This window comes from Burkholderia cepacia, assembly GCF_001718835.1.
Classification (GTDB): Bacteria; Pseudomonadota; Gammaproteobacteria; order Burkholderiales; family Burkholderiaceae; genus Burkholderia; species Burkholderia cepacia_F.
This window is the reverse complement of sequence record NZ_CP013442.1, coordinates 770714-782960: the sequence shown is the minus strand read 5'-3', so window position 1 is coordinate 782960 and position 12247 is coordinate 770714. Positions and strand designations below refer to the sequence as shown.

Below are 12247 nucleotides of genomic sequence, written 5' to 3'. Positions count from 1 at the left end.
AACGGACCCGGCGCACGCTATCCGCAGATTTCCTCGAAAGAAGAACGCCGCGCAGCGGATGCCAAATGAGTCAGATCAATCTCATCGTATTTTTCTGGATATAGACTGATCGAGAATCGCCATGGCGAGAAAAATGATTGATCGGCCGCCACACATCACCAACCGGTTCACACAGTTTATATTCGATTTAAAAAAGTGACGCGAATCGACACCACATCAGTGTTAAATTTGTATAAATTGATATCGCCAGATAAAACACGACATCTATTTTTTATTCAATAAAACAAGACCCGCAATTAATATGATCATCCGTATTGGCAAATAAAACGTCTCGCCCTGCGAAACAGAATGATTGAAATGCAAACGTCTTTCCTGAAGTGTTTTCGCAGAATCGTATCGGCCGCCAAATTGCCGGCATCCACGTCGTGGTTCCCGGTCTCACCTGGCCCACGCGCGTGCATCCGCTATTGCTCGTCGTCCGGGCTCGGAATCAGAAATTGACGTAGATCCTGGCCAACCAGCCACTTGGGCACCCGCCCCCGTCCCGACCACGTCGCGCCCGTGTGCGGATTCCAGTATTTCGGTGAAACTTTCCTCCCGCGGGGCGGCGACTTCGCCATTTCCCGAACGTCCACACCGCTTTCGGCCAACAGTTCAAGCACTCGCCGGGCGATGCGTTGAGCCTCGTGCTCCCTCGCGATTTCGATCTCTTTCTTCAGAAGATCGAATTGCATCATGAGTTCGCTATACGTCTTCATCACGTTCCCCTGCTCATCGAATCGAGGCCCATTACGTCACGGCGCGCGTCGAGACCCGGCTGAGTTCGACGGAGATCGCATTGCTGCAGGCCTGCAGCCGCGCAAGATAGTCGTGAACGTTGACGCGGCTGATCCGCACCTCCGGCCCCGTCACGCTGAGGGACGCGATCGCCGTGCCCGCCCGGTCGCAAATCGGCACCGCAATCGCGACGACTCCCGCCGTCACTTCGCCGACGCTCACCGCGTAGCCTTTGCACGCGACCGCGTCGAGTTCCTCGGCAAGCCTGAACGGATCGCCCTGCCCCGTTCTTCGCACTTTCGCGAAATAGGCGTCGCGCACCTCGCCGGGCGCGAACGCGAGCAGCACCTTGCCCGACGCGCCGAGGCTGACCGGCCGCCGATTGCCGACGGCGCCGATCGTCCGGATTTCGCGGGTTGTCTCGCAGCGCATGATGCAGACCGTGTCGAGTCCGTCTCGCACGCGCAGCACGACGGTCTCGTTGATCGCCTGGCTGAGCGCAAGCATGTGGCACTGTGCGGCGTGCACGAGCGCGGTCTGCCGCAACGCGGCAACACCGATCACAAACGCCTGCGTTCCAAGCGCATAAGTCGACGTGCGCTCGTCCTGCACGACGAAGCGATGGATCTCGAGCGTGCAAAGCATGCGGTACGCGCGCGATTTGTTGATGCCGAGCTTCAACGCAAGCCGGGTCACGCCGAGATGTGGATGCTCGGCCACACAGTTCAAAAGCTTCAGCGCGCTGTCAACCGCTTCGACGACGTAGTTCATTACAGGTCCCCCCCACCCTGGGCAACGCAGTTAATCTCGATTGCGTGGCTGGCTGCCTCGCACCGCACTCATGCGCTCAGCACGAGCCTCTCAAGTCCGCGCCGTGTTTAATGCCGATATGGCGCAGACTTTCCAGTTGATCGCTTGTCCATTTTGAATTCCCGACCGGACAGAGCGGCGACATCGACGATATTTCCACCAAGTCGTAATAGCTCAACGCGACAGACGATCCATAAATATTCTTCGCCTGCACATCCCCGGGTGTGATTTCATTGGATGCGCAGCGCTCGATGATCGTGTTGCCGCGCAGCACGCACCGCTGCGCCCAGACGACGGAGGGAAGATATTGATCGATCGGAAGCGGGCAATTTGCAAGCAGCCACAGACACAACCGTGGCGTCCGCCAACGTTCCGGCAGCCAACGCAGAATGCTCACCATCATCCCCGATCCCCGAATCGATGCCGACAATACCGTTATCCCCTGACGTCCTGCGAATATGTTATTTCGGCGCGAGACATATACTTCCATCACACAAATTCGCAGCTTGTTTTATTAGGCGACACACGGACGGCATCGCATATCATCACACGATTAATCGCCCGCACATCATTATTGCGGGACGCAGTCTAACTCGACTCCTTATTTGTTTACCAATGAAAATGACACGAATTTGTTAAATTTGGACAAGCTGTTTTACCTGTCAAAAATCTCTTCGCTTTGTTTTTCCTGTTGAAACACAAAAATGGATTTCCGCCGGTCATGTATCGGCAGGCAAAACATTTCGTCGAAGGAGCGGCAACCGCCGCCCGCCTTGCAATTCGTCCGACGAGACGATCGCGTTCGCCCCATCGCGCGCCGCGTGTTGAATTTGGCCTCGGCCTGCACTAGCTTTTTTAAATGCCCGAACGATGCTGCGACGCCTCGCCGGCCGCGAATCGACGATCGTCGCAGCGCAATCCGATGGAGCACCTGCGATGCGTTGCCGCGCAGCATTCCTGTTGATCCCGTTGATCTGCGCCGCCGGATTGGCGGCGCAGAGCGTCGCCGAGGAGCACGCCATGACCTTGACCCTGACTTCGTCGGCCTTTCGCGAAGGGGGCGAGATTCCCCGCCGCCATACCTGCATGGGTGCGGACGTGTCGCCGCCGCTCGCGTGGTCCGGGGTGCCCGCCAACGCAAAGAGCCTCGCGCTGATCGTCGACGACCCTGACGCGCCGGACCCGGCCGCGCCGCAGATGACATGGGTCCACTGGGTGCTGTACAACATCCCGCCCACGGCGCCCGGGCTGCAGGAAGCGCTCACCGGCAGCGCGCTGCCGCCGGGCACGCTCGAAGGCATCAACGACTTCCGGCGCGTCGCGTATGGCGGCCCCTGCCCGCCTATCGGCCGCCACCGCTATTTCCACAAGCTGTACGCGCTCGATACGGTGCTGCCCGATCTCCACAAGCCGACCAAGGCGGCGCTGGAGAAGGCGATGCAAGGGCATGTGGTTGCGCACGCGGAACTGCTCGGTACGTTTCGGAAGTAAAAGAGCATGGCAGGCAGAAATGCCCGGTCGCGATGAAAAGAGTCGCGCGATCGGTTCGCGCAGGCTTGGCCGTGCGTTCCAATCGCACGAGTCGCTTCACGCAAGCGTCACGTCGACGCGAAACCGCTCCGACTCGACCATTTCGAGCTCGCCAATATGCCCGGCGTCGCGCAGATAGCCTTGCGCTTGCCGCAACAGCGCGAGGCGCTGCGCCGCATCGCCGATCGTCACGATCGAAGCGGCCGCCTTCATCGACACCTTCGCCTCCGACTTTGCGCGGCGAATCTCGCGCAGCACATCGGAAACGACGACGCTCACTGCGCTGTCCGCATCCGCTCCTGCAAGCATCCGCAGCGAGGCGGCGTCGGGCCACGCCGAACGATGGATCGATCCCGTTTGCCACCATGACCAGCACTCTTCCGCGGCGAACGGCAGGAACGGCGCGAACAAGCGCTGCAACACGGACAGGGATGCAGCCAGCGCGTGGTGCGCGGAGCAGGCACGCGCATCGTTTCCCCGCGCGCGGCCTTTCACCAATTCCACGTAGTCGTCGCAATACCACCAGAAAAACGCCTCGATATGCTCGATCGCCTTGCTGTAGTCGAGCGCGTCGAATGCCGTGGTCGCCAGCGTCACGACCTGCGCGAGACGCGCGAGCATCGCGCGATCGAGCGCCTCGCAAAGCGGCGCGGCGGGCGCTTGCGTGAAGCCGAGCGCTAGCTTCGACACGTTCAGCAGTTTCAATGCGAGACGGCGGCCGTTGCGCATCTGCGTTTCGTCGAAGGCCGTGTCCATGCCCGGGCGCCCGAGCGCCGCCCAATAGCGCACGCCGTCCGAGCCGTGCGTGTCCAGCAATGCGGCGGGCGTCACAACGTTGCCCTTCGATTTGGACATCTTCTTGCGGTCCGGATCGAGAATCCAGCCGGACAGCATCGCGTGCGTCCACGGCAGGCACGCGCTCTCAAGATGCGAACGCGCGACCGTCGAGAACAACCATGTGCGGATGATGTCGTGCCCCTGCGGGCGCAGGTCCATCGGGAACACGCGCGCGCAGCATTCGTCCGGCTCGCCCCATGCGGCGGCGATCTGCGGCGTCAGCGAACTGGTCGCCCAGGTGTCCATGATGTCGCTTTCGCCGATGAAGCCGCCGGGCTTGCCGCGCTGCGCCTCGCCATAGCCGGGCGGAACGTCGGTTTGCGGATCGACGGGCAGCGTCGTTTCGTCGGGCTGGATCGGCATGCGGTAATCGGGCTGCCCGGCCGCGTCGAGCGGGTACCACAGCGGAATCGGCACGCCGAAAATCCGCTGACGGCTGATCAGCCAGTCGCCGTTCAGGCCGTCCACCCAGTTCGCGTACCGGCTGCCCATGAATGGCGGATGCCAATGGAGCTCGGCGCCGCGTGTCAGCAATGCGTCGCGCAGCGCTGGATCGCGCCCGCCGTTACGCAGATACCACTGGCGCGTTGCGACGATTTCCAGCGGGCGATCGCCCTTTTCGAAAAACTTGACGGCGTGACGGGTTGGCCGGGGCGCACCTATCAGGGCGCCGGCCGACGCGAGTTGCGCGACGACCTCGCGGCGCGCGTCGGGTAGCGGCCTTCCTGCAATGCGCGCATAAGCGGTTCTGCTTTCGTCCGACAGGAGCCATTCCGGCATCTCCTGTCGCAAACGGCCGTCCCTGCCGACGATCGCACGCGTCGGCAGTTCGAGTTCGCGCCACCAGATCACGTCGGTCAGATCGCCGAACGTGCAGATCATCGCGATGCCCTTCCCCTTGCCGGGATCGGCAAGCGCATGCGTCATCACCGGAACGTCGATGTCGTACAGCGGGCAGCGCACGCGCTTGCCTGCGCTTGCGCGAAACCGCGCATCGTCGGGATGGACGACGAGCGCCACGCATGCGGCAAGCAGCTCGGGCCTCGTCGTGGACACGATGACGTCGTTTCCCGCGTCATCCAGGAAGCGGAGATCGTGCCATGCACCGTCGATCTCGCGGTCTTCGAGTTCGGCCTGGGCGACCGCGGTCTGGAACGTGACGTCCCACAGGCAAGGCGCTTCCTGCTGATAGAGCTCCCCGCGCCGCAGGTTGCGGAGCAACGCCCGTTGGCTGATGCGCTGCGCGCGTGCGCCGATGGTCGCGTAGTTGAGATCCCAGTCGACCGAGATGCCGAGCCGCACGAACAATTCGCGAAACGCGGTTTCGTCGATGGCCGTCAACCGATGACACAACTCGACGAAATTGCGCCGGCTGATCCGCCGGAACGATGCGCGCTGCGTCGGCGCGACGTCCGGCGTGCGAAAGCCGGGATCGTATCGCGCATGGGGATCGCAGACGACGCCATAAAAATTCTCCACGCGGCGCTCTGTCGGCAGGCCGTTGTCGTCCCAGCCCATCGGATAGAAAACCGTCTTTCCCGTCATGCGCTGATAGCGGGCGATGATGTCCGCGTGCGTGTAGCTGAACACGTGCCCGACGTGCAGCGAGCCGGAGACCGTCGGCGGCGGCGTGTCGATCGAGTACACCGCGTCGCGCGCGGCGGCGCGGTCGAAAGCATAAATGCGCTGCGTTTCCCATCGTGTGCTCCACTTCGCTTCGAGTCCGTCGAGACGCGGTTTCTCCGGGATGGAGCGGTGGATGGGCTGTGTCGTTGGTTGAGACATGGTGGCGCTTCCCTGTCGTCGTCTTGATGTGGAAACCGGATGGCGCGGCATGGACGGAATGGGCGCGAGCGCGGTCCGTCCGCGGGCCATGCGGATGCTTGATGAGAATCGCCGCGTTCAACGGCGATGCAGGCGGACGGATGACGTGTCGCGGCGGCTACCCGATGGGCGCGCGAGACGGAGCCGGTTTCGTCGCAGGTCGTCGGGGTCTGGCGGCGTGGGGACGCGCCATCCGGGCGGACGGACTACATCAAAGCCGGGAATGCGTTCGGGAGAAGCGTGACGAGGGTGCGCGCAATGGCACGAGCGCTCGAGGCGGGAGACAGCGATTGAACGGGTTGCCGTGGCGGCGATCAGCGCGGCGTTACGTTTAACGGTGACATAGCATCCTCCACAGGTAAGGGGAATGGAATTCCGGGCTCGTAGCCCGGACAGCAATTTATAGACGAATATCGGAGCGCTCGCAATACCTGCCGGGAGGTTCGAGCGAGAGCGGGCACGTCGGTCATCGCGGCTGGCTTCCACTCGCCACGATAACCTGTGATGACAGGTGTCATCCGTCATGCCACATCAGACGCCCCCGCGACGCGCCGCAGCACCGCCATCGGGCCGAGCGTTCTGATGACCTGCATCTGCGCGGCGTCGCGCACGAAGAGCGATCCCGCAAAGCCCAGCGCGTTGATCGAAATGCCATCGACGCACTCCATGGATCTCGGAACGAGCAGCATGCCTTGCGGCATGACGAGCAGGTTGTAGGCCGAGGATTGATGCGCTTCGCCGTCGACGTCGATCGCGTGCAGCCCCATCGCGTGCAGCAGATCGCGATAGACGCCGAGCGCGCGCTGCGCGCCGTCGCTCGGCGGCGTGCCGGGCGGCAACGCCAGCCTTGCGAACGCGTGGGGAAACGCGAGACCCGCGATGGTGCAGACGGAACCGTCGTCGCGCGCGGAAGCGAGAAGCGGCGCGATCGGCGGCATGGGTTCGCCTTGCGCAAACGGCAGCGGAACGATCTGCAGATGCTTGTGCGGCTGGCTCGCACCGGCCGCCGCCCCGCCGTTGTAGAAACCGAGGCCCTGGAATTCGGCCATGCAGGTGAACAACGCGGTGAAGTCCGCCGCGTTCAACAGCGCTTCCTGCGGCTCGAAGCGACGCGTGACGACCAGCAGATGATGATCGATCACGTTGAACTTGTTGAGCAACGCGAGATGGGTGTCCGTGATGTCGGCGACGAAGAGGTCCGGATCGTAGGGCAGAAACGGATCGATCGATGCGCGTTTCCGGGGCTGCCCGGCTTCCCGCTTCTGTCTCTCTTCGTCCTTGCGCGCGAGGCTCGAAACCTGGCGCACGAGAAAGCGTACGCCGCCGTCTTCGATCGTCGTCCGAGTGGTCTCGACCGGACGCAACGCGCCACAGGCCAATGCGTGTTCGGTCTGGCGCAGGACGGCAGGCCAGAGCATGCCGCGCTGAAGACGCACGGAGTCGCACATGGGAAAGCCTCGAACGTTCACAGTGCTCACCGCCACATACTAGCCGCTTCGGCATGCATTCGTCGTACTCGCGCGTCATCGCGCTTCGGCGCTACCCCTGAAGGTCGAAGCCGTCGTGCAGCAGTGCCGTGAATATTCGAGGACCACGGGAATATTCGCGATGGCGCGAACGTTTAGCTTCCTCGGGCGCTCACGCGTGGAGCGATTTCTCACCAGTCAGACTGAGGAGGACATCATGTCCCAGGTCTCGTGGGGTCTCAAGGCGGCGACCGTCATCGTCCTCGCCGCCGGTTTCACCATTGCGCATGCCGCTGACAATGACGCTTACGTCGTCACGCCACTCGTGTCCAATCTGGCCGGCTCGGCCCCGAAGGTCGACCCCGTGCTGCAGAACGCATGGGGCGTTGCCTTCAGCCCGGCAGGCAGTCCATTCTGGGTCAACGACAATGCCACCGGCTGCTCCACGCTGTATGACGGCCAGGGAACCAAGGTCGCGCTGCAGGTTTCCATCCCGCTGCCGGGCAATGTGACGCCGGCCAGCGCCTGTCATCCCGTCTCGTCCATCAATCCGCCGAATCCCGCGCCCGCGGCGCCGACCGGAATCGTGTGGAATCCGTCGTCGGCATTTCTCGTGCCCGGCACCAGGCTTCAGGCCGCATTCATCTTCGCGACCGAGGACGGCACGCTTTCCGCCTGGGCCGGCGGCTTGAATCCCGCGGACCGCGCCGTGCTCGCGGCCGATAACTCGTCCACGCCATCCGCGGCCAACGGAGCCGTCTACAAGGGTCTCGTCTTCGGCGTGAACGCGAAAGGCGCCTTCCTGTTTGCGACGAACTTCCGCGCGGGACGGATCGATGTATTCGGGCCCAACGGCGCGAACGGCATGTTCACGCCCGCGAAAACGGACGGCGGCTTCATCGACCCGCGCATCCCGGCCGGCTACGCGCCGTTCGGCATCGCGAACATCGATGGCGACCTTTTCGTCACCTATGCGCAACAGGACGATCAGAAGCATGACGACGTTGCCGGCAACGGTCATGGATTCGTCGACGTATTCGATACGGACGGCCACCTGCTGCGCCGCTTCGCCAGCCAAGGCACGCTCAACTCACCGTGGGGCATCACACGCGCTTCGTTTGCATTCGGCCGCTTCAGCGGCAAGATCCTGATCGGCAACTTCGGCGACGGGCGAATCGGTGTCTTCGACGACAACGGCAGTTTTGTCGAGCAGCTGGAGAACGCGGCCGGCAATCCGCTGACGATCGACGGCCTGTGGACGCTGACGCTCGGCGGCGGCCGCAACTCGAGCCCGGACACGCTGTACTTCACCGCGGGTCCGAACAAGGAGACCAATGGCCTGTTCGGCACCATCGCGCCCATGAATGGCGCCAAGGCGCACCGGTCTGATCAGAACGAGCAATAAGCAGCAGTCGCACGTGGCCAGCGGCGGCGTCCGCTGGCCCAGTCCAGTCACGCGTCAGAACCGATGCCGCAGCCCCAGTGCGACGACGACCTGGTTGCTGTTCGCCGACGGCGTCAGCGTCCATATCGTCGCGTTGAATGCCGGATTGCCCCGGCCTCCGCTCACGCTCTGGTAGACCCCCTCGAGATACGCATCCGTGCGCTTCGTGAACGCGTAATCGGCCTGCGCAACCACCTGATTCCACTTCGGCCGGGTTTCGCCCGCACGCGATTCGAAACGGCCCATCGTGTACGTGTACGCGGCCGAGAGGCTCAACGCACGCGTGACGGCGAAGCGCCCGTCGACCGAGAAGTTGTCGAACACCAGCGATTCCCCCTTCAACGGCGCGATGCCGCCGCCCTGGAGCACGCCCGTCACGCCGTCGGTGGTCGAGTGCGACCACGCGGCGCCGACCGAATGCGGCCCGAACGCATAACGGCCGGCCGCGGCCCAGATCTGCTGGTTGCCGCCGGTGATCGTCGCCGAGCCGTCGACCGTGCTCAGTGCGCCATTCGGGTTGGCCAGGTTGCGGTCGCGGCTGATCTTCAGGTAGCCGGCGCCGAGCTTCAGCGGCCCGTTCGCATACGACACGCCCGCGCTCCACGCCGCGTTGTTGGCGAACTGGCCGGCCGTGTTCGAGAACCCGTACATCGCGCCGAACGTCAGCCCGCGATACGTCGGGCTCGTGTACTTCACCGCTTGGTTGATGCGGAGGTTGCGGTTCGAATCGTCGTTGTCGTACGGATGAACCGCGAGGTTGCCGCCCCAGCCGGGGCCGGACGCGCCGAGCGGCGTGACGAAATCGAGGATCAGGTCGTACTGGCGGCCGAACGTGAGCGCGCCGGCCGTCTTCGAGCTCACGCCGACCCATGCCTGGCGGCCGAACATGTCGACGCCTTTCTGCGACAGCGCGCCGGTGGTGCCCGAGAAACCGTTCTCGAGCCCGAAGATCGCGGCCATCCCGCCGCCGAGATCCTCGCGGCCGCGCAACCCCCAGCGCGACGCGTTCAGGGCACCGCTCGTCATCGCGACGGTGCCGCTGCCCGGCGAGCCGGCGCCGTGCGTGCGCTGGTTGGTCGAGTAGGTGATCGACGTGTCGATCAGGCCGTACAGCGTCACGCTGCTTTGCGCGTGGGCCGCGCCCGCGCCGAAGCCCGCGAGGCAGGCCGCGACGACGGTCCCGGCGAGGCCGGACACCCGCCGGCCGCCGAAGGTTGCTCCATGCGCGCTGGCGCGGGTCTTGTCGCGCGTGTTCTTGTTTCTATCGCAGTACATATATTATTTTTTCAGGTTGCTTTGGCGAGAACGCCGGCGTGTCACCGCGGTGGATCGACCGACGGATCGGCGGCCATTATTGGAGATCGCGCGACAGTCGATTAACGCGCTGCACAGAAAAGGTCTTCTGCAAAATCCGGACTAATCGCGCGATGTGCCGCCTCCGCTCACCTCCTTTACGGTTGCGTTCACAACCTTCATCGCACTGTGCGCCGCGTGCGAACCAGTACAGACATTTCGAACATCCCGGGTTTCGCCGCCCCCCAAAACGACGAAGCCCGGTGCGCATTCACGCACCGGGCCCATTGCATCGCCGACGACGCGGCGAGACCTTACTTCCTGTCGAGCGAATACTTGCCCGGCCCGGTCAGCGCGAGCAACAGCAGCCCGCCGATGATGCTCACGTTCTTGTAGAAGTTGATCATCGCCATGTATTGCTCCATCCCGTGCGCCGCCCAGTAGCGATGCCCGATGAACGCGGTGGCGACCGTATAGGCTGCGAACAGCAACGCGAGCGGCCGCGTGTAGAAGCCGATTGCGATCAGCAGGCCGCCGACCAGCTCGACCGCGACCGCGATCACCGCCGACAGCTCGGGCGAAGGCGCCCCGGTCGACGCCATGTAGGCGACGGTGCCCGAGAAGCCGGTCAGCTTCTGCCATCCGAACAGGATGAACAGCACCATCATCAGCACGCGGGCGGCGAGCAGCAGCTCGTCCTTCTTCGACTCCAGCGAAACGTAACGCATGGCAAGCCTCTTTCAATTGACGGGTCGATGCGTCCGTCGGCGGCCGCGTCCCGATGCGGCGGGATACGTAGACGGCGGACTGCTTCTTCGCTCGATCGACCGGCAAACCGGAGCGGATCTCGCGAAGCACAGGTGCAGTTTACTGTCCCGTCATGATTCATCAATCTGTTGCAATCGGATTCGCTGTCGCATTTTGGTGGACAATAGCCGCGCGCCGGCGCGCTGTGCCTGGCCTGAGCGTTTGAGCCGGATCGGAATCCATCAATGGCGCTCGCGCATGACGATCGCAACCACGGCACCCGACATGAACGTGACGGCCGCCACCGAGAAGATCGCGTCAGCGAATCCGAATCGGTCGGCGATGAGGCCCGCCGACAGCGCGCCGATCGCATAGCCGAGGTCGCGCCAGAACCGGTACACGCTCAGCGATCGCGCCCGCCAGCCCGGTTCCGACGCGTCCGACACCGCCGCAATCAGGCTCGGGTAGACCATCGCGGTGCCGAGGCCGAGCAGCACGCTCGCGACCAGCCACCACCGGAACTGACCGGTCGACGCGGTCAGGCACAGACCCGCCGCCTGCACCCACATGCCGGCGACGATCAACCCCTTGCGCCCCCATCGGTCGCTCAACGGGCCGGTGACGACCTGGCTGACGCCCCACACGATCGGGTAGACCGCCTTGAGGATGCCGATTCGCTCGACACCGAGCCCGAGCCCCATGAAAAACAGCGGGAAGATGCCCCAGCTCATCCCGTCGTTGAGGTTGTTGACCAGTCCGGCCTGCGACGCGGCAAACAGGTTGCGATCCTTGAGCGACGTGAGCAGAAACACGTCGCGAAACGACAGCGGCGACGCTTCTTCGTGCGGCTTGCCGGCCTCCAGTCGAACGTGGCCGCGCGTATCGCGGACGACGAACATCGACAGGGTCAGGCCGGCGACCGCATAGCCGATCCCGAGAAGGATCGGCGTCGGCCGCAGGCCGTGGCGGCTCGCCAGATAGCCGGTCAGAAACGCGGTCAGGCCCACCGCGAAATAGCCCGCGAACTCGTTGAGCCCGACCGCGAGGCCACGCCCCTTCGGTCCCACCAGATCCACTTTCATGATCACGGTCATCGACCACGCGAAGCCCTGGCTGAGGCCGAGCAGCACATTGGCGGCGACCACCCATCCCCAATCGGGCGCGGCGATGATCATGAACGGCACCGGCAGCCCCAGCAGCCAACCGGCGACGAGCACGCGCTTGCGGCCCCAGGTGTCGGCCAGCTGGCCGGAAATCAGGTTGGCGACCGCTTTCACGAGGCCGAAACTGACGATGAAGGACGTAACGAGCGTCGTGGATGCGAGGTGAAACGTTTCGGAGCCGATCAGCGGCACGACCGTCCGCTCGATTCCGACCATGCCCCCGACGAACGCATTGATCAGCACGAGCAGCGCGAACTGCCGCCAGTTTTCCTTGAGGCCGAGCCGGACTGCGGTTCCGGCGGCCGGCACGGATGTTTCCTCTGTCAAATCAGGCTTCCTTGACATATTGCCGCGTC

11 protein-coding genes are annotated in these 12247 nt (G+C 63.8%); 2 read left to right on the top strand and 9 right to left on the bottom strand.

Annotated elements, in window-relative coordinates:
- Positions 1-464: 464 nt before the first annotated feature.
- The 4 genes from WT26_RS03040 to WT26_RS37060 form a co-directional block, all read right to left on the bottom strand.
- On the bottom strand, positions 465-758 hold the full coding sequence (locus WT26_RS03040; RefSeq protein ID WP_059713129.1) for an H-NS histone family protein: 294 nt from the start codon (positions 756-758) through the stop codon (positions 465-467).
- Positions 759-789: 31 nt separating this feature from the next.
- The gene (locus WT26_RS03035) at positions 790-1548 is read right to left on the bottom strand and encodes an IclR family transcriptional regulator (protein WP_069269674.1); all 759 of its coding nucleotides are present in this window, start codon (positions 1546-1548) and stop codon (positions 790-792) included.
- Positions 1549-1624: 76 nt separating this feature from the next.
- Positions 1625-1990: a hypothetical protein gene (locus WT26_RS35145; protein WP_230461536.1), complete on the bottom strand. Its 366-nt coding sequence runs from the start codon at positions 1988-1990 to the stop codon at positions 1625-1627.
- A gap of 252 nt (positions 1991-2242) precedes the next feature.
- Positions 2243-2542, bottom strand: coding sequence for a hypothetical protein (locus WT26_RS37060; protein WP_155123036.1), 300 nt, complete (start codon positions 2540-2542; stop codon positions 2243-2245).
- A 65-nt stretch (positions 2543-2607) separates the two neighbouring features.
- On the opposite strand from WT26_RS37060, the gene WT26_RS03030 reads away from it, so the two are divergent.
- Positions 2608-3078, top strand: a complete 471-nt coding sequence (locus WT26_RS03030; protein ID WP_059491216.1) for a YbhB/YbcL family Raf kinase inhibitor-like protein — start codon at positions 2608-2610, stop codon at positions 3076-3078.
- Positions 3079-3174: 96 nt separating this feature from the next.
- Here WT26_RS03030 and valS read toward each other — a convergent pair whose 3' ends face one another.
- Both valS and WT26_RS03020 read right to left on the bottom strand, forming a co-directional pair.
- Positions 3175-5739 carry a valine--tRNA ligase gene (gene valS / locus WT26_RS03025; protein ID WP_069269673.1) on the bottom strand — a complete coding sequence of 855 codons (2565 nt, stop codon included), beginning with the start codon at positions 5737-5739 and terminating at the stop codon, positions 3175-3177.
- A gap of 560 nt (positions 5740-6299) precedes the next feature.
- The gene (locus WT26_RS03020) at positions 6300-7226 is read right to left on the bottom strand and encodes an ATP adenylyltransferase family protein (RefSeq protein ID WP_069269672.1); all 927 of its coding nucleotides are present in this window, start codon (positions 7224-7226) and stop codon (positions 6300-6302) included.
- A 235-nt stretch (positions 7227-7461) separates the two neighbouring features.
- Here WT26_RS03020 and WT26_RS03015 point away from each other — a divergent pair, with 235 nt between their 5' ends.
- Complete coding sequence (locus WT26_RS03015) at positions 7462-8649, top strand: TIGR03118 family protein (RefSeq protein WP_069269671.1); 1188 nt, start codon at positions 7462-7464, stop codon at positions 8647-8649.
- A gap of 54 nt (positions 8650-8703) precedes the next feature.
- Here the strand turns inward: WT26_RS03015 and WT26_RS03010 are convergent, their stop codons facing one another.
- The 3 genes from WT26_RS03010 to WT26_RS03000 form a co-directional block, all read right to left on the bottom strand.
- Positions 8704-9963, bottom strand: coding sequence for a porin (locus tag WT26_RS03010; protein WP_081333699.1), 1260 nt, complete (start codon positions 9961-9963; stop codon positions 8704-8706).
- Positions 9964-10295: 332 nt separating this feature from the next.
- Complete coding sequence (locus WT26_RS03005) at positions 10296-10709, bottom strand: DoxX family protein (RefSeq protein WP_069272153.1); 414 nt, start codon at positions 10707-10709, stop codon at positions 10296-10298.
- A 261-nt stretch (positions 10710-10970) separates the two neighbouring features.
- Positions 10971-12236: an MFS transporter gene (locus WT26_RS03000; RefSeq protein ID WP_059739346.1), complete on the bottom strand. Its 1266-nt coding sequence runs from the start codon at positions 12234-12236 to the stop codon at positions 10971-10973.
- Positions 12237-12247 lie beyond the last annotated feature (11 nt).

Coding starts and splice junctions, on each gene's coding strand:
- WT26_RS03030 (WP_059491216.1), top strand. CDS start 2,608: ATGACCTTGACCCTGACTTCGTCGGCCTTTCGCGAAGGGGGCGAGATT.
- WT26_RS03040 (WP_059713129.1), bottom strand. CDS start 758: ATGAAGACGTATAGCGAACTCATGATGCAATTCGATCTTCTGAAGAAA.
- WT26_RS03020 (WP_069269672.1), bottom strand. CDS start 7,226: ATGTGCGACTCCGTGCGTCTTCAGCGCGGCATGCTCTGGCCTGCCGTC.
- WT26_RS35145 (WP_230461536.1), bottom strand. CDS start 1,990: ATGATGGTGAGCATTCTGCGTTGGCTGCCGGAACGTTGGCGGACGCCA.
- WT26_RS03035 (WP_069269674.1), bottom strand. CDS start 1,548: ATGAACTACGTCGTCGAAGCGGTTGACAGCGCGCTGAAGCTTTTGAAC.
- valS (WP_069269673.1), bottom strand. CDS start 5,739: ATGTCTCAACCAACGACACAGCCCATCCACCGCTCCATCCCGGAGAAA.
- WT26_RS03000 (WP_059739346.1), bottom strand. CDS start 12,236: ATGTCAAGGAAGCCTGATTTGACAGAGGAAACATCCGTGCCGGCCGCC.
- WT26_RS03005 (WP_069272153.1), bottom strand. CDS start 10,709: ATGCGTTACGTTTCGCTGGAGTCGAAGAAGGACGAGCTGCTGCTCGCC.
- WT26_RS03015 (WP_069269671.1), top strand. CDS start 7,462: ATGTCCCAGGTCTCGTGGGGTCTCAAGGCGGCGACCGTCATCGTCCTC.
- WT26_RS37060 (WP_155123036.1), bottom strand. CDS start 2,542: ATGCTGCGCGGCAACGCATCGCAGGTGCTCCATCGGATTGCGCTGCGA.
- WT26_RS03010 (WP_081333699.1), bottom strand. CDS start 9,963: ATGTACTGCGATAGAAACAAGAACACGCGCGACAAGACCCGCGCCAGC.